The organism is Variovorax sp. FW305-3-2-15-B-LB1 (genome assembly GCF_058787635.1).
In genome coordinates, this window is the sequence record NZ_JBYSZY010000051.1 from 1 (window position 1) to 16,888 (window position 16,888).

General features: G+C 68.1%; 15 protein-coding genes. 4 read left to right on the forward strand and 11 right to left on the reverse strand.

The window, feature by feature from the left end; all coding sequences use genetic code 11:
• The coding region (locus AC3WQR_RS24690; RefSeq protein ID WP_492744292.1) for an autotransporter family protein at positions 1-2,085 on the forward strand (2,085 nt) is incomplete at its 5' end.
• A gap of 20 nt (positions 2,086-2,105) precedes the next feature.
• Here the strand turns inward: AC3WQR_RS24690 and AC3WQR_RS24695 are convergent.
• The 5 genes from AC3WQR_RS24695 to AC3WQR_RS24715 all read right to left on the reverse strand — a co-directional run bounded on the left by AC3WQR_RS24695 (position 2,106) and on the right by AC3WQR_RS24715 (position 6,356).
• Positions 2,106-2,528 (reverse strand): ribbon-helix-helix domain-containing protein, encoded by a 423-nt coding sequence (locus AC3WQR_RS24695; RefSeq protein ID WP_307696991.1) that lies wholly within the window; start codon positions 2,526-2,528, stop codon positions 2,106-2,108.
• Positions 2,529-2,602: 74 nt separating this feature from the next.
• Complete coding sequence (locus tag AC3WQR_RS24700; RefSeq protein WP_159272943.1) at positions 2,603-3,181, reverse strand: DJ-1/PfpI family protein; 579 nt, start codon at positions 3,179-3,181, stop codon at positions 2,603-2,605.
• A gap of 127 nt (positions 3,182-3,308) precedes the next feature.
• Positions 3,309-4,163: a carbohydrate ABC transporter permease gene (locus AC3WQR_RS24705; protein ID WP_095948089.1), complete on the reverse strand. Its 855-nt coding sequence runs from the start codon at positions 4,161-4,163 to the stop codon at positions 3,309-3,311.
• Complete coding sequence (locus tag AC3WQR_RS24710) at positions 4,160-5,050, reverse strand: carbohydrate ABC transporter permease (RefSeq protein ID WP_062481532.1); 891 nt, start codon at positions 5,048-5,050, stop codon at positions 4,160-4,162. Before AC3WQR_RS24710 ends, AC3WQR_RS24705 begins: the two co-directional genes overlap by 4 nt.
• 82 nt (positions 5,051-5,132) lie before the next feature.
• On the reverse strand, positions 5,133-6,356 hold the full coding sequence (locus AC3WQR_RS24715) for an ABC transporter substrate-binding protein (protein WP_447747021.1): 1,224 nt from the start codon (positions 6,354-6,356) through the stop codon (positions 5,133-5,135).
• Positions 6,357-6,686: 330 nt separating this feature from the next.
• On the opposite strand from AC3WQR_RS24715, the gene AC3WQR_RS24720 reads away from it, so the two are divergent.
• Genes AC3WQR_RS24720 through AC3WQR_RS24730 form a run of 3 tightly spaced genes read left to right on the forward strand, consistent with a single transcriptional unit; the run spans position 6,687 to position 10,169 of the window.
• Positions 6,687-7,475 (forward strand): SDR family oxidoreductase, encoded by a 789-nt coding sequence (locus tag AC3WQR_RS24720; RefSeq protein WP_370681988.1) that lies wholly within the window; start codon positions 6,687-6,689, stop codon positions 7,473-7,475.
• Between the two features lie 36 nt (positions 7,476-7,511).
• Positions 7,512-8,708: an ABC transporter ATP-binding protein gene (locus AC3WQR_RS24725; protein ID WP_492730969.1), complete on the forward strand. Its 1,197-nt coding sequence runs from the start codon at positions 7,512-7,514 to the stop codon at positions 8,706-8,708.
• 18 nt (positions 8,709-8,726) lie between these two features.
• Positions 8,727-10,169 (forward strand): aldehyde dehydrogenase family protein, encoded by a 1,443-nt coding sequence (locus AC3WQR_RS24730; RefSeq protein WP_492744297.1) that lies wholly within the window; start codon positions 8,727-8,729, stop codon positions 10,167-10,169.
• 33 nt (positions 10,170-10,202) lie between these two features.
• Here AC3WQR_RS24730 and AC3WQR_RS24735 read toward each other — a convergent pair whose 3' ends face one another.
• Genes AC3WQR_RS24735 through AC3WQR_RS24760 form a run of 6 tightly spaced genes read right to left on the reverse strand, consistent with a single transcriptional unit; the run spans position 10,203 to position 16,888 of the window.
• Positions 10,203-11,162 (reverse strand): LysR family transcriptional regulator, encoded by a 960-nt coding sequence (locus AC3WQR_RS24735; RefSeq protein ID WP_062481526.1) that lies wholly within the window; start codon positions 11,160-11,162, stop codon positions 10,203-10,205.
• A 42-nt stretch (positions 11,163-11,204) separates the two neighbouring features.
• Positions 11,205-12,689, reverse strand: a complete 1,485-nt coding sequence (locus tag AC3WQR_RS24740) for an N-acyl-D-amino-acid deacylase family protein (RefSeq protein ID WP_492744299.1) — start codon at positions 12,687-12,689, stop codon at positions 11,205-11,207.
• A gap of 20 nt (positions 12,690-12,709) precedes the next feature.
• Positions 12,710-14,017, reverse strand: coding sequence for an amino acid deaminase (locus tag AC3WQR_RS24745; protein WP_492744302.1), 1,308 nt, complete (start codon positions 14,015-14,017; stop codon positions 12,710-12,712).
• Positions 14,014-15,012 carry an ABC transporter ATP-binding protein gene (locus tag AC3WQR_RS24750; protein ID WP_492744347.1) on the reverse strand — a complete coding sequence of 333 codons (999 nt, stop codon included), beginning with the start codon at positions 15,010-15,012 and terminating at the stop codon, positions 14,014-14,016. Before AC3WQR_RS24750 ends, AC3WQR_RS24745 begins: the two co-directional genes overlap by 4 nt.
• Complete coding sequence (locus AC3WQR_RS24755) at positions 15,012-16,049, reverse strand: ABC transporter ATP-binding protein (protein ID WP_492744304.1); 1,038 nt, start codon at positions 16,047-16,049, stop codon at positions 15,012-15,014. The genes AC3WQR_RS24750 and AC3WQR_RS24755 overlap by 1 nt, the downstream gene beginning before the upstream one ends.
• A complete protein-coding gene (locus AC3WQR_RS24760) occupies positions 16,049-16,888 on the reverse strand; it encodes an ABC transporter permease (protein WP_492744306.1) in 840 nt (279 codons plus the stop codon). The genes AC3WQR_RS24755 and AC3WQR_RS24760 overlap by 1 nt, the downstream gene beginning before the upstream one ends.

Genomic DNA, 16,888 nt, shown 5'->3' on the forward strand with positions numbered 1-16,888 from the left:
GCATCGACCGGCGCGGGCGCAACCGTCACCAACACCGGCACCATCGCCGGTGGGGCGGGCGGCGCTGGCGGGGCCAACAGCAACGGCGGCCCGGGCGGTGCCAACGGCGTGGGCGGCGTCGGGGTGACGGGCGCGAACCTCGCGTTGACCAACGGCGGAACCATCTCGGGCGGCCTGGGCGGCGACGGCGTCACGCGCGCTGCGGCGGTCGCATTCACGGGCGGCACCAACAGCCTCACGCTGAACACCGGCTCGTCGATGACGGGCGCGATTTCCATCGGCGCGGGCGCCACCGCCAGCGTCATCGCGGGCGCCGGCGGCCTCACCGTCAGCAACGCCTTGCTGCTGGGCGGCACGGGCACCATCGACACCAACGGGAACGCCCTGACGTGGACCGGCGCGATCTCCGGCGCCAGCGATCTCGTGAAGATCGGCGCGGGCGTGCTGACGCTGAGCGGTGCCGACACCCACTCGGGCGCCACCAACATCGCGGCGGGCACCCTGCGCGCCGGCGCCGCCAACGTGCTCAGCAGCGCGAGTCCCTTCACGGTGGCCACCGGCGCGACGCTCGACCTGGCCGGCAACAGCCAGACCCTCGCGTCGATGGCCCACAGCGGCACCGTCTCGCTGGTGGGCGCGGTGCCGGGCACCACGCTCACCGTCAACGGCCCGTGGGTGGGCAACGGCGGCACGCTGCGGCTGGGGACCGCGCTGGGCGGCAGCGCGAGCGCGAGCGACCGGCTCGTCCTGAGCGGCGCCACCGCCGTCGCCAGCGGCACGACGAATGTGCAGATCACCAACCTGGGCGGCCTCGGCGCGCTCACCACCGGCAACGGCATCGAGGTGATCAGCGCCCTCAACGGCGCGACCACCACCGCGCAGACGACCAAGAGCGCGTTCGTGCTGGCCGGCACGCACGTCGATGCGGGCGCCTACGAGTACCGGCTGCATGCGGCCGATGCCGCCGGCGCGGGCGAGAACTGGTACCTGCGCTCGACCGCCGCGCCGGTCACGCCCGTGACGCCTGTCCCGCCCGTCACGCCGCCGGCCGGCGGTGGCGGTGGCGGCTCGGGCACTGGCGGCACCGGCGTCGTGCCCGTGCTCGCCGTGCCCACCTACCGCGCCGAAGTGCCGCTGTACGCCGCGCTGCCCGAGCAGCTGCGCCAGTCCAGCTTCGCGATGCTCGGCAACAGGCGCCTGCGCATGGGTGAGGACCTTGTAGCGGGCGCAAACCCGGCCAAGCCCACGCAGGGCTACCGCGAGGCGTGGGGGCGCATCATCAGCACCGAGCGCACCATCGCGCAGGGCGGCACCGTGAGCCCCACGAGCAAGGGGCGCCTCACGGGCTTCCAGGCCGGCACCGACCTGTGGGCCAACCCCGACTGGCACGCGGGCGTGTACGTCGGCCAGCTCGACGGCGACATGCGCGTGAACGGCTTTGCCAGCGGCCTGGCGAACCTCGGCGTGGGCACCAACAACCAGAAGAGCGAGTACCTGGGCGCCTATGCCACCTGGAAGCACGCCAGCGGCGTGTACGTCGACGGCGTGCTGCAGGCCGGGCGCCACCGCTACACCGCCAGGCCCACGCTGGGCTTCTCCCGGGGCGGCAAGGGCAACAGCCTGCTGGCGTCCATCGAGGTGGGGCAGTCGATTCCCATCGCGCAGAACTGGACCCTCGAGCCGCAGGTGCAATTGGTGCACCAGCGGGTGAGCCTGGGCGACACGGGCATCTCCGGCGCGCTCGTGCAGCAGAACAGCCACAACGGCTGGCGGGCACGCGCCGGCCTGCGCGTGAAGGGCGAGTTCGTCACCAGCGCCGGGGTGCTGCAGCCCTATGTGCGGGTCAATTTCCACCGCAGCAGCCGCGGCACCGACGTCACCCGCTTCGTCGGTCCAGCGGGCTTCACCGACATCGCGACGCGCACCGGCGGCAGCAGCACCGAGCTGGCGGCGGGGGCCACGCTGCAGGTGGCCGAGAACACGAGCGTGTATGTGGAGCTGGGCAAGCTGTGGGCGGGCTCCGGCGGCGACTCGCGCATCAAGAGCGGGGTCAACGCGAGCGTCGGCGTGAAGATGCGCTGGTGAGCTCGTGCGTCGGGCGGCGTCTACGCATGCCGCCGCACGCCGGCGTGGAGCGTGTGCACGCGGGCCTCTCCCGGCTGCTGCGCAGGTGATGGCCGCCCCCAACCCTGCGGCAGTTCATGCAGCACGGCGTTCGCGTCGAGCGAGCGGATCGCGACCGAGGTGTCGGCTGGAATCCGCCCCTGCGCCACCATCGCCTCGTAGCGCAGCGCGCACACGCGCAGGAACGACGCGAAGTTGCCGACCTCGCCGCGCGCCGCCACCAGCTCGTCGTACAGCCGCTCGATGAGCTGCACCACGGCCATGCCGTCGCGCTGCGCGATCTCTTCGAGCACCTGCCAGAACAGGTTCTCGAGCCGGATGCTGGTGACCACGCCGTGCAGCCGCACCGAGCGCGTGCGCGCGTCGTAGCTTTGCGGATCGGCGCTGATGAAGACTTCGCACATGGGCCATCTCCTCGAGAGGCGGGTGAATCGGGGCGACGCGGCACTGTAGCGCCGCCCGCGTCCATCCGTTCAGGTCAGTGTTCGATGCGCGTGCCCAGCACCACGAGGAACTGCGACAGCCACGCCGGATGCGCCGGCCAGGCCGGTGCCGTGACGAGGTTGCGGTCGGTCACGGCCTGGTCGACCGGGATGCCCATGTACTCGGCGCCGGCCAGTTCCACCTCGACCTGGCAGGCTGGGTAGGCCGACACCTTGCGGCCCTTGATGAGGCCCGTGGCCGCGAGCAGCTGCGCGCCGTGGCAGACGGCGGCCACCGGCTTGTCGGTCGCCAGGAAGTGGCGCGCGATCTCCACCACGCGGCTGTGCATGCGCAGGTACTCGGGCGCGCGGCCGCCGGGGATCACGAGCGCGTCGTAGGCCTCGGGACGCACCTCGTCGAAGGTTGCGTTCAGCGTGAAGCGGTGGCCCGGCTTCTCGCTGTAGGTCTGCGCGCCCTCGAAGTCGTGGATGGCGGTGTGCACCCAGTCGCCGGCCTTCTTGTCGGGCGCCACCGCATGCACGGTGTGGCCGACGGCCAGCAGGGTCTGGAACGGCACCATGGTTTCGTAGTCTTCGGCGTAGTCGCCGCAGAGCATCAGGATCTTGCGAGCCATCGGGTTTGTCTCCTTCGGATGAGGTGGTGCGAAACCGGCCGGCGCAGGGTGCGCGCCGGCCGTCGCCGCATTATTCGAAGGGGGAGGGCGCAGCGGGTAGCAGCGGGCTGTGATGCCGCTGCGGTCGCTATTTGACCGAGCCCGCGGTCAAGCCCTGCACCATGTAGCGCTGCATCCACGCAAACAAAATGGCGACCGGGACCACGGCGCAGATGGCGGCGGCCATCACCAGCTCCCACTGCACCACGTACTGGCCCGCGACCATGTTGGTGACGAGCACGGTCAGCGTCTGCTTCTCCGTGGAGCGGATCAGCGTGTAGACCACCGCGAACTCGTTCCAGGCATTGACGAAGGTGACCAGTGCCGTGACCGCCATGGCCGGCAGCGCCAGCGGCAGGAACACCTTGCAGACCGTGCGCACCGGGCCCGATCCCTCGAGCCAGGCCGACTCCTCCAGGTCGCGCGGAATGGTCTCGAAGTAGGAGGTCATCATCCAGACGGCAAAGGCAATGCCGAAGGCGCCATAGGCCACCACCACGGACAGGCGCGAGTCGGTCATGTTGCCGCCCTCGAACCAGGGCAGGCTGGCCGCCATCTTGAACAGGCCCACCACCAGCAGCACGGGCGAGATCATCTGGGTGATGAGCAAAAACTGCCGGTAGCCGCCCTGGCCGCGAAATTTCAGGCGCGCCAACGCATAGGCGGAAGGCACGCTCACGGCAATCGTCAGCACCGTCGCAGAGAGCGACACCAGCAGGCTGTTCAGCAGCGCGCGCCCGAACCCGGTCTGGGTCCACATGGCGGAGAAGTTGCTCCACTGCCACTGCTGCGGCAGCCAGCGCGCCGGATAGACGTAGATCTCGGACGCCGGCTTGAGCGCCGTGAAGAACATCACCGCGAGCGGAAAGACGACCACGGCCACCAGCGGCGCGAGCAGCAGCCAGCACCAGAGGCTGCGCACGAGTTTGTCGGGGCGGATCATGCGGCGGCCTTCGCGGACTGGCGCTTTTGCAGGCGCAGGTAGAACACGGTGAAGGCCAGCAGCAAGGCCAGCATCACGAGCGAAATGGCGGCTGCCTCGCCGGGGCGGCCCAAGCGGAAGCCCAGCTGGTACAGCCAGGTGACGAGGATGTGCGTGGCGTTGTCCGGCCCGCCCTGCGTCATGATCCAGATGATGGGGAACGAGTTGAAGACGTAGATCACGTTCAGCACGATCGCCATGTGGATGAAGGGCTTGAGCAGTGGCAGCGTGAGCCGGCGAAACTGCTGCCAGCGCGACGCGCCTTCGATGCCGGCCGCCTCGTAGATGTCCTGCGACACCGACGACAGGCCGCCCAGGAAGATGGTGACGGTGAAGGGAATGGACACCAGGATGCCCACGCCCACTTCGACCCAGAACGCGAGCTGTCCATCGGCCAGCCAGTTGATCGGCTCCCGGATGATCCCGACCATCGCGAGGCTCGCATTGACCATGCCGTACTGGCCGTTGAAGGACCAGGTCCAGACGATGGCCGTCATGGTCAGCGACACCGCCCAGGGCAGCATCACGATCGTGCGCGCCACGCCCCGGCCATAGAAATCCTGCTGCAGGATGAGCGCGATCGGCACAGCGCACAGCACCGCGCCGCCGACCACGCACACCGTCCATTGCACCGTGCGCCACACCACATGGGCGAACACCGGATCGGTGAACACGGTGCGAAAGTTGTCCAGGCCGTTGAAGGCCCGCAGCAGGCCGAAGCGCGAGATGTCGTGCACCGACTGGAACACCAGGGTGGACAGCGGGTAGGCCAGGATGAAGAGGGTGAGCAACAGGCTCGGCGCAATCAGCCCCCAAGCCAGGGCAGGGCCTCGAACGGGATTCTGCATAGGGCAATTCGATCGGAATAGACGTGGTGCGACACGCGAAAAGCTGGCGCAGCCCGGCGGCTGCGCCCCGAGGCTTGCTGGCTTACTTCTTGTTGAGCTTGGTGTTGGCTTCGGCCGCGGCCTTGTCCAGCGCCGCCTTCGGTTCCGCCTTGCCCTGGTAGATGGCCTGCAGCGCGTTGGTGACGGCCTGCGCCGAGTCTTCCCAGCCGGCGACCAGCGGGGCGAAGCGCGCGTTGGGCAGCAGGGTCACGAACTCGGAGAGCACCGGGTCGTCCTTGAACACGGGGTCGTTGGCCACCTCGCGCGTCACCGGCATGAAGCCTTCGCCCTGGTCGAACTTCAGCCGCGCGGTTTTCGAGAACATGAAATTCAGGAATTTCTGGGCGGTTTCCTTGTTCTTCGAGGTCTTGAACATCATGATCGAATCGGTCACGCCGAAGGTGATGTCCTTGCCGCCATTGGGCACGCCGGTGATGCCGTACTTCAGTTGCGGCGCGTCCTTGGCGATTTCCTTGGCCAGCGGCGGCAGCGAAATGACCATGCCCAAACGCCCCTGCTTGAACAGGTTGTGCAGGTCGTAGCGCGTGTTGCCGGCCACGCCGGGCTCGGTCAGGCCCTGGTCGATCATGCTTTTGTAGAGCGTGGCGGCTTTCACGCCGGTCGGCGAATTGAAGGCGGCCTTGTTGCCCGCATCCAGCACGTCGCCGCCCATGCTCCACAGCGCGTAGTAGAAATAAGTGTCGGTATCCAGGTCCTTGCCCTGGATGCCATAGCCGTAGGCCCCCGTGGCCTTGATCTTTTTCGCGGCGGCAATCACGTCGTCCCAGGTCTTGGGGCCATTGGGAAAGCCCGCCTTGCTCAGCATGTCCTTGTTATAGAACATCGCGCGCACGCTGGCCGCAATAGGCAGCGCATAAGGCTTGCCATTGATATTGCCGGCTTTCAGGAATGCCGGAATGAATTGGTCCTTGAACGCCGCATTGGCGTAATTGTCGACCGGCTCCACCAGGCCGTCGTTCACGAAATCGCCCACCCAGCGGGTCGCGACGTGGGCCAGGTCGGGCGGGTTGTTGCTGGCGATTTCCGCCTGCAGTTTCTGCTGCATGTTCTCCCAGCTTCCCACCTCGACCTTGACCTTGTCTCCCGGGTTGGCCTTTTCGTAGTCCCGGGCCAGCGCCTCCAGCCAGGGGCGCGTGTTGTCGCTGTAGCTGGACATGGCGATGCGGATATTTCCCGCCTGGGCCGTGAGGGAGGAAAGACCCAGAAGAATTGCGCTGGCCAATAGAGTTGTATTTCGGTTTTTCATATTTAATTCCTCGTGAAGTGATTGAAAATTAATTGAATACACGTCGGGATCTGCTGCGATCAATGATTGCGCTTTTTTATCTTACGAGCCGGCCGAATGGCGCCATAGATAGAGCTAACCCTCGATTTCTAAAAAACAGAACCCTGCCTGCGAAATATTGAAGGCCAAATTCCCGTTGCCTCCTGTACGCTTCAAAATTCGAGCTCGAATTGCGCGCGGTAATTCATTGCCGCCCGGTCGGGAGAGGTATTGGCAATTCACAGGGCGCATTGCGTGGACACATCAATTTCGACTCCGTCTTCGGTTCATCCCCACGCGCCGTCCCGGCGCGTGACGCTGGTCACGGGCGCCGCGGGCGGCATCGGCCAGGCCCTGTGCCGCCGCGTGCTGCAGGCGGGCGACCGGCTGATCGCGCTGGACCACGACGCGGGTGCACTGGAAGGCCTGGCGGCCGTGTTGGCCGGGCAGGGCGTGAGTGCTGACGATCTGGCGCGGCTGCATCCCTTGGTGGCGGACGTCACCGACTGCGCAGGCCTGTGCGACAAGGTGGCCACGGCCGTTGCGGCTGTCGGCCCGGTGGATGTGCTGGTGTCGAACGTGGGCGCTGCGCGCGGGCCGACGGTGCGCAAGACCACGCCGCAGGACTGGCAGGCCGACATCCAGCTCAACCTGAATGGCGCGTTCCATTGCGTGGAGGCGGTGCGCCACGCCATGGTCGAGCGTCGCAGTGGGCAGCTGGTGCTCATCGGCTCGGTCAACGCGCTGACCACGCTCGGCCACCCGGCCTACAGCGCGGCCAAGGCCGCTTTGGTCAGCTACACCCGCTCGCTTGCCATGGAGCTGGGCGCCTACGGCATCCGCGCCAACATCGTGCTGCCGGGCACCGTCAAGACGCCCGCCTGGCAGGCGCGGGCCGACAAGAACCCGCAGGTGTTCGAGCAACTGAAGAAGTGGTACCCCCTGGGCGACTTCGCGACACCCGACGACGTGGCCGATGCCGTGCTCTTCCTGGCGTCGCCCGCCGCGCGCGTCATCACGGGCGTGGCATTGCCGGTGGACGCGGGCCTCATGGCGGGCATCCTGCCCATGGCCCGCGAGATCACGGTCGAAGACTACTGAGCCAGCGATTCATTTCCATAAAGACAAGGAGACCCCATGGCTCAGGTTCAACTCAAGCAACTGCGCAAGGATTTCGCCGGCGTGCCCGTCGTGCACGGCATCGACCTGGACATTGCCCACGGCGAGTTCGTCGTGCTCGTCGGCCCCTCGGGCTGCGGCAAGTCGACGCTGCTGCGCATGATCGCGGGGCTGGAGCCCATCAGCGGCGGCGAGCTGCGCATCGGCGGCGCACGCGCCAACGACCTGTCGCCGCAAAAGCGCAACATCTCGATGGTGTTCCAGAGCTATGCGCTCTACCCGCACCTGTCGGTCTACGAGAACATCGCCTTCGGCCCGCGCACGCGCGGCGAGGCCGAAAGCGACTTCCGCCCGCGCATCGAAAAGGCCGCCGGCCTGCTCAACCTCACGCCCTACCTGGACCGCCTGCCGCGCGCGCTCTCGGGCGGACAGCGCCAGCGCGTCGCCATGGGCCGCGCCGTGGTGCGCGAGCCCGCGCTGTTCCTCTTCGACGAGCCGCTGTCCAACCTGGATGCGCAGTTGCGCGTGCAGATGCGCGCCGAGATCAAGGCCCTGCACCAGCGCCTGGGCAACACCATGGTCTACGTCACGCACGACCAGGTGGAAGCCATGACCATGGCCGACCGCATCGTCGTGATGCGCGCGGGCCGGGTGGAGCAGGTCGGCGCGCCGCTCGAGCTCTACGACCGCCCGGTCAACCGCTTCGTGGCGGGCTTCATCGGCTCGCCCGCCATGAACTTCACGCAGGGGCAGGTGCATCGCGCACACGGCCGCACCTGGCTCGCGCTGCCTGACGGGCAGGCCTGGGACCTGCCGACTTCCGGGTGCACGCCGCTGCTGGCCGATGGACAGCACGTACTGCTGGGGCTGCGGCCCGAGCACCTGCAGCTGGCCCCGGAAGGCCTGGCGTTGCGCGTGATCCTCACGGAGTCGACGGGCGACAAGACGCAGATCTACGGCACCGTGGCGGGCAGCGAGACGCCCTGGTGCGTCTCCGTGCACGATCGCGTGGCCCTCAAGCCCGGTGACCTCGTGCACCTGCAGGTCCGCGAGGCCGCATCGACCCATTGCTTCGACGCGCAGACCGAGCGCCATGTGGGTGTCGCAGCCCCGGCGCCGGCCGGTTACAGGCCGTCCGCGTCCAGCGTGGATTCGCGTGCCGGCGGCAGCGAAGGCCCGCGCCACGCCGCGTCGATCGCGTATTCGTACGGCTAAGCGATGAGCAGCAACCGTATGCCCAAAGTCGAAACGGGCAATTTCATCGGCGGGCGCTGGTCGACCACCGCCGACACTCTGCCGGTGGTCAACCCGGCCAACGGCGACACCCTCGCCACCGTGCCCCGTTCGGGCCGCGAGACGGCGGACGAGGCGGTGGCCGCCGCCAAGGCCGCGGCCACCGCGTGGGCCGCCACGCCCGTGTTCAAGCGCGCCGCGATGTGCATGGCGATCGCGGCCGGGATCGATGCCGCGCGCGAGGCGCTCGCGCACACGCTGTCGTGCGAGCAGGGCAAGGTCCTGGCCGAGGCGTTGGGCGAGGTCGCCAAGGCCGCCGACGGCTTTCGGCTCGCCGCCGAACTCGTCAAGCAGATGGGCGGCAAGACGCTGCCGGCGGAAGACCCGGGCAAGCTCGTCATGACCCTGCGGCAGCCGCGCGGCGTGTATGGCGTCATCACGCCCTGGAACTTCCCGGTCAACATCCCGGTGGAGTACCTCGCCCCTGGCATCGCCACCGGCAACACCCTCGTCTGGGTGCCCGCGCCGTCCACCGCGCTCGTGGCCTGCGCGCTGATGGCCGTCATCGAAAAGGCCGGCCTGCCCGCCGGCGTTCTCAACCTGGTGATCGGCGAGGGCGCGACCGTGGGCGATGCGGTGGTGGTGCACCCGGACGTGACCGCCATCGCCTTCACCGGCAGCACCGCGACGGGCCAGCGCATCGCCGAGCGAGGCGCCGGAAAGCCCTTGCTGCTCGAGCTCGGAGGCAATGGGCCCCTGATCGTTTTCGAGGACGCCGACCTCGATGCGGCTGCCGCTGCAGCGGCAGGCGGCGCGTTCTTCAATGCCGGGCAGGTGTGCGCGGCGACAGGGTGCGTGCTGGCCCATGCCAGCGTGGTGGACCGCCTCTGCGACAAGCTGGTCGCCAAGGCCGCCGAGCAGGTGCTGGGCGATCCCTTGCGTCCCGCCACGACCATGGGGCCGCTCAACAACGCCCAGGTGGCGGCCAAGGTGCGCGCGCATGTGGACGATGCCGTTGAACAGGGTGCACGCGTGCTGTGCGGCGGCCGGGCGCGGCCGGACCTGGGCAGCGATCTCTTCTTCGAGCCCACCGTGGTGCGCGACGTCACGCCCGACATGCGGCTGTGCCGCGAAGAAACCTTCGGCCCCGTCGTGCCGGTCATCGCCTTCCAGGACGAAGCGCAGGCCTTAGAGATGGCCCTGCAGAACGACTACGGCCTCTCGGTGGGCGTCTTCACCCAAGACATCGGCCGCGGCATCGCCATGGCCAAGGCGATTCCCGCCGGCATCGTCAACATCAACGCGGGCACCACCTGGTGGGAAATCCACCTGCCCTTCGGCGGCGGCTGCGGCAAGAAGAGCGGCATCGGCCGGCTGGGCGGCATGCACACGCTGGAGGCGATGACCGAGATCAAGATGATCACGGTCACGCTGCCGGGTTGAGCCCTTCGATGCCGACGATCCCGCGCGCGGGGACTACTCCGGCTTTCCCCTGGCGGGCGTGCGAGCGGCGGTGGCGCGCCCCGGCTTCACGGGCCGCTGCCACCCCTGCATGTAGGCGATCAGCGACTGCGACAGGTGATTGGCCGCGAGCGACAGCCGCCGGGAATAGCTCGCGACCAGCGTGGCGCGTGCCGAGCGCAGCGACGCATCGGTGAGCGGAATGGCCACCACCTTGCCGGCCTCGATCAGCGGCGCGACCACGTCGCTCGGCTGGAAGGTGATGAGGTCCGACTCCGCGACCAGCCGGCTCGCGAAGGACAGCGAATTCGTCTCGACCGCGATGTTCAGCTTGAACTTGCCCTTGGAGCTGACGCGGTCGACCAGCTGGCGCAGGCCGAAGGAGCGGTCGGGCAACGCCAGCGGCGCGTCGGCGACTTCCGCGAGCGTGCAGCTGCGCTGTTGTGCCAGGGGATGCTGCGTCGAGGCGATCACGCACAGCGGCTGCTCGATCTTCTGCAGCTCGATGAGGTCGGGGCGCGGCGAGGCGCCGAACAAAATGCCCAGGTCGTACTTGTGCTCCGCCACCGACTCGCCCACCGCATGTGAGCCCATGAGATCGAGCGAGAAGGTGATGCCCGGGTGCGTGCGGATGAAGCTCGGCATGAAGCTGGTGAGCAGGCCGTGCAGGATGCCTTCCACGCAGCCCACCCGCACATGGCCCTTGGCCAGCGTCTCGTACTCGTGGATCTGGCCCTTCAGGTCGGCCAGCTGCGTCTTGTTGTCCTGCGCATAGCGAAGCAGCAGTTCGCCGGCCGCGGTCAGCGCCATGCCGCGCGCGTGGCGCTCGAAGACGGGCACGCCCAGTTCGTCTTCCAGCAGCGCGATCTGCCGGCTCACGGCGCTCTGGGCCACGAAGAGCTTTTCCGCCGCCACGCGCACGGAGCCGAAGGCCGCGACCTCGTAGAAGTACCGAAGGGTGGTGGATTCGATCATGCGTGCACTCTACGGGATGGCGGGGAAGGGGCGCGGCGACGCTCAGTTCGCGGCGCGTGGCTGCCGTGTCAGCATGCGCCCTGCGCGCGCGAGCACGCGCGCCTCGTTCGCACCGCGGTACGCGAGCACGCCGTTCACGAACACGCGTTCGATCCCTTCGCTCACGCCCAGCGGCTGGTCGTAGGTCGCGGTGTCGGTGATGGTCTCGGGGTCGAACACCACCACGTCGGCCATGGTGCCGACGCGCAGCAGGCCGCGGTCCGCGATGCGCAAATTGCGCGCCGTCATGCCCGTCATCTTGTGCACCGCCTGCTCCAGCGTGAAGAGCTTGCGCTGGCGCCAGTAGCGCGCAAACACGCGCGGGAACGCACCCCACAGGCGCGGATGCGGATGGCGGTCGTGCGGCAGGCCGTCGCTGCCGATCATGCTGCGCGGATGCGCGATGACGCGCTCCACGTCTTCTTCCTGCATCAGGAAATAGCACGCACCGCCGGGCTTCAGGCGCAGGCTGGCCTCCTTCTCGGTGGTGCCCCACTCGCGCGCGATGTCGGCGATGAGGCGCCCGGTCATCTCCGGGTGGGGCTCGGACCAGGTCAGCAGCACGTCGATGACGCCATCCACCATGTCCTCGCGCAGCACGGTGGAGCCGGCCACGTAGGGATAGACATCCATCGCGATCTCCTGGCGCTGCGACAGGGCGTCGATCAGCGGCAGCGTCTCCTTCGTGCGGCCCCAGTTGGCCGGGCTTGCGCACTTGTGGTGCGAGATGATCAAGGGCACGCCGGCCTCGAACGCCGAGTCGCCAGCCTCGTGCATCGCTTCGATGATCTGCTGCATTTCGCTGCGCAGGTGCGTGGCGTACACGCCGCCGTGGCGCGCCACGACGCGCGCGAGCGCGGTGACTTCCTCGGCCGGCGCGCCAAAGGCTTCTTCGTAGAACAGACCCGACGACAGGCCGTGCGCGCCCGAAGCCATGCAGTCGTCGAGCAGTGCGGCCATGTGTGCCAGTTCATCGCCGTTCGCCGGGCGGTCGAGCGTCTGCATGGCCGCGAAGCGCAGCGTGGTGTGACCGACCAGCGCGGCCACATTGAGCGCAGGCTGCGTCGCATCGACCGCGGCGCGGTATTCGGCCATGGTCGCGTGCTGGAACGAGTCCGCACCCAGCAGCGTGAGTGGTGGTTTCGACTGCGGCGTGCGGTACGGCGCGAGCGAGATGCCGCAGTTGCCCGTGACCACGGTCGTGATGCCCTGCGACACCTTGGGCAGGCACAGCGGATCGCGCAGCACGATGGCGTCGTCGTGCGTGTGCGCGTCGATGAAGCCGGGCGCGATCACCTTGCCGCGGCAGTCGACCACGTCGACGTCGGCGATGTTCAACCCTGCAGGCAGCCGCGTGCGCAGGCCTTCGCCCAGCGCCAGGATGCGATCGCCCTGCAGCAGCACGTCGCCGGGCCACGAGGGGCCGCCCGAGCCGTCGACCACGAGGCCGCCTTCGAGCAGCGTCGCGCTGTTCTTCTGTGTGTTCATGGAGGGATGCGTTGCCTTGCTCAGAAATGGATCACGACCGCATCGCTCACGCGGTAGTCGTTCTCGACCACGGGCATCCAGTGCCACTTGTCGAAGGTGGTGCAGGGGTGCGAGATGCCCAGGCCCACGCGGTCGCCGACGACCGGGGCTTGCGCTTCGTCGTTCGCGTCCCAGCGCAGGTAGGCGTGCTGGTCGTTCAGTGCCGTGACTTTCCAGCTGGTGGGCACAGCGTGCGACTGCAATGCACCGCGTGCTGCGAGCGCAATGGGAATGGGCATCGACATGTCGAAAGAGACGTCGCGCTTGCCGACTGAAAGGATCGCCAGGCCGGGCTCGGGCCTCGACTGCACGTTGGCCCAGACCTCCATCGCCGGCGTCAGCCCTTCGCCGCACTCGCAACCCATGCGCTCATCCGCCACATTCACCATGCGCTTGTAGAAGCCATGGTCGTGCGTCACGTAGCAGCCCGAGCGCAGCAGGCCGCGCACCGGCGCACCCAATGCAGGCTTCAGGCGCCCGGCAACGAGGTCGAAGATGGCCGAGCCGCCGGCCGAGACCAGCACCTCGTCGGTCTCGAACAGCTGCTGCGTGTCGCAATGACGCGCGACGGCTTCGATCCGGTCCATCAGAGCCTTGGCGAAGGCGGCGTCCTGTTCGGTGGACCCGGTGGCATTCAGGCCTTCGTAGCTCTCGATGCCCACCAGCTTCGCGGCGCTGCTGGCACGCACCGCGCTGGCCACGGTAACCGCTTCCTCGTGCGTGCGGCAACCGGTGCGTCCGCCGTCGATGCCGATCTCGAGCATCACCTCGAAGGGCACGCTGGCGGGATGGCGCTTCGACCAGTCTTCGATCAGCGCCAGTTGCGCGATCGAATCGACCAGGAACACCACACGCAGGTCCGCATGGTCGGCCAGCAGCAGCTGGATGCCCGCGAGGTCTTCGTCGCTCACGACCTGGTTGGCGATCAGCGTGCGGCGCGCGCCGGCGGCCACGCCCACGGCCAGCTGCGTGACGGTGGCAAAGGTCAGGCCCCAGGCGCCGGCGTCGAGCTGGCGCTGGAACAGCTGCGGCGACATGGTGGTCTTGCCGTGCGGTGCGAGGTCGATGCCCCATTCGCGCACGCGCGACTGCATCCACGCGAGGTTGTGTTCGAGCGCCTCGCGCTTGAGCACGGCCAGCGGCAGCGGCAGGTCGCCGGCCAGCACGTTCCAGCCGGCGGCGCCGACCTCGCTGCGCAGGCGCGGCGGCTGGGTGCGCGGGTAGCCCTTGAAACGGTCGCTCAGCAGCGGGTCGATGAAATCGTGTGTCGAGGAAGAAATGTCGGTCATGGTCGTGCAACGGCGATGTGGGAGAGCAGTTCTTTGCGGATGCAGGCGCTGTAGTGTGCGGGGGAAATCTCATCCAGGCTGGGTACCGTCTGCGCACAGGCCTCGATGGCATGCGGGCAGCGCGTGCGGAACACGCAGCCCGAGGGCGGCGAGATCGGGCTGGGAATGTCGCCCTTCAGTGCGATGCGCTCGGTCGCCATCTCGGGATCAGGCTTCGGGCTCGCAGCCAGCAGCGCCTGGGTGTAGGGGTGCGAGGGGTTCGCGAACAGCTCCTCGGTGGTGGCCACTTCCATCACTTTGCCCAGGTACAGCACCACCACGCGGTCGCACAGGTACTCGACCACATCAAGGTCGTGCGAGATGAAGAGCATCGTCAGGCCCAGGCGCTCGCGCAGGTCGGCCAGCAGGTTGATGACCTGCGATTGAATCGACACGTCGAGCGCCGACAGCGGCTCGTCGGCCACGATGAACTCGGGCTCCACGGCCAGCGCGCGCGCCACGCCGATGCGCTGTCGCTGGCCGCCCGAGAACTCGTGCGGGAAGCGGCTCGCATGCTCGGGGCGCAGGCCCACGGTCTCCAGCAGCTCGGCGATGCGCTTGTCACGCGCGGCGGCGCCTTTGTGCAGGCCGTGCGTGGACAGCGCCTCGCCCAGGATGGCGCTGATGCGCATCTTCGGGTTCAGGCTGGCGTACGGGTCCTGGAAGATGATCTGCAGCTTGCTGCGCAGCTTGCGCATGCGCTCGCCCGAGAGCTCGCCGATGTCGTCGCCGCGGTACAGCACATGGCCCTCGGTGCGCTCGACCAGGCGCAGCACGGTGCGCCCGATGGTGCTCTTGCCCGAGCCCGATTCGCCGACCAGGCCGAGGGTCTCGCCGGGCTGGATTGCGAAGGACACGTCGTCGACCGCGCGCACGGGGCGCTCGCTGCTGCCGAAGTATTTTTTAAGCCCGCGGACTTCTATGAGGGGAGAGGAAGAAGAAACAGCGGTGGTCATCATGCAGCCCTCGCGAGCGGTTGGTCGGGCTGCACGCGCACACAGCGCGCCTGGCGGTCCTGGCGGATGTCGATCAGCGGCGGCATCGCGTCCTTGCAGCTCGCCAGCGCCTGGTCGCAGCGCGGCTCGAAGGCACAACCCGGCGGCGGCGCCAGCGGGCTCGACACCTGGCCGCGAATGGCGAACAGCCGCTTGGGCTTGGGCTGCCCAGGAACCCGCGCCTTGCCCGGCAGGCAGGCCAACAAGCCCTGCGTGTACGGATGCTCGGGCTGCGCGAAAAGCGGGCGCACCGGTGCACGCTCGACCACGCGGCCCGAGTACATGACCACCACGTCGTCGGCATGGTGCGCCACCACGCCCAGGTTGTGCGTGATGAACAGGATGCTCATGCCCGTCTCGGCCTGCAGCCGGCGCATCAGCTCCAGGATCTGCGCCTGGATGGTCACGTCCAGCGCCGTGGTGGGCTCATCGGCGATCAGCAGCGTCGGGTCGCAGGCCATGGCCAGCGCGATCATCACGCGCTGGCGCATGCCGCCCGAGAGCTGGTGCGGGTACTCGTGGATGCGTTGGGCGGCAGCGGGAATCTCCACCAGCTCCAGCATGCGCAGCGCATGGGCCAAGGCCGCCTTGCGGTCCAGCCCCTTGTGCAGGCGCACGCTCTCGGCGATCTGCTCGCCGATGGTGAACACCGGGTTCAGGCTCGTCATCGGCTCCTGGAAGATCATCGACAGCTGGTTGCCGCGCAGCGAGCGCATCTCACGCTCGCCGATCTGCAGCAGGTCCAGCGTCTTGCCTTCGCGGGTGACGAAGGAAGCCGATCCGCTGACCTGCGCATTGGCGGTCTTGGGCAAGAGGCGCATCAGCGTGAGGCTGGTGACCGACTTGCCCGAGCCCGACTCGCCCACCAGTGCGGTGGTCTTGCCCGGCTGGATGGCAAAGCTCACATCGGCCACCGAACGGATCAATCCGTCTTCAGTGGGGAAGCTGGTGCTCAGGTTGGTGACCGTGAGCCGTGGGGTCTGGTTGACTTTTTGCATCACGAGGTCTTCTTGAGCTTGGGGTCGAGCAGGTCGCGCACACCGTCGCCCAGCAGCTGCAGCGACAGCGCCGTGAAGATGATCGCCAGGCCCGGGAACAGCACGACCCAGAAGGCCTGGTGCGCGTACTGCTGGCTGCCCGCAACCATGGTGCCCCAGGTCGGGATCTCGGGCGGCACGCCCACGCCGAGGAACGACAGGCCGGCTTCGGCCAGGATCGCGTACGCAAAGATGAACGACACCTGCACGAGGATCGGCGACATCAGGTTCGGCAGGATGTGGCGCCACAGGATGCGCGAGGTGCGCACGCCCAGTGCGCGCACGGCCTCCACGAACAGCAGTTCGCGCACGACCAGCGTCGAGGCCCGCACCACCCGTGCGACACGCGGCGTATAGACCAGCACCAGCGCGAGCACGGTGTTCATCAGAGAAGGTCCGAGGATGGCCACCAGCGCGATGGCCAGCAGGATGTCGGGGAAGGACATCATGGCGTCGACCACGCGCATCAAAGGTGCGTCGAGGCGACGGAAGAACCCGGCCATCAAGCCCAGCACGGTGCCGGCGATGACCGCGCCCAAGGCGGTGAGCGCGGCGATGGCCAGCGAGTAACGGGCACCGTGCACGATGCGCGCATACATGTCGCGCCCGAGTTCGTCGGTGCCCAGCAGGTGTTCGGCGCTGGGCGCCTTCAGACGCTGCAGCACGGCCGTGTCGTTGGGGTCGGCCGACGCGAACAGCGGCGCACCAATCGCGAGCACGGCAATCACCAGCAGCACCAGGGCGGACACCATCACGATGCGGCGGTGCATCAGCTGGCGGAGCATTCGAGGCATGCGCAT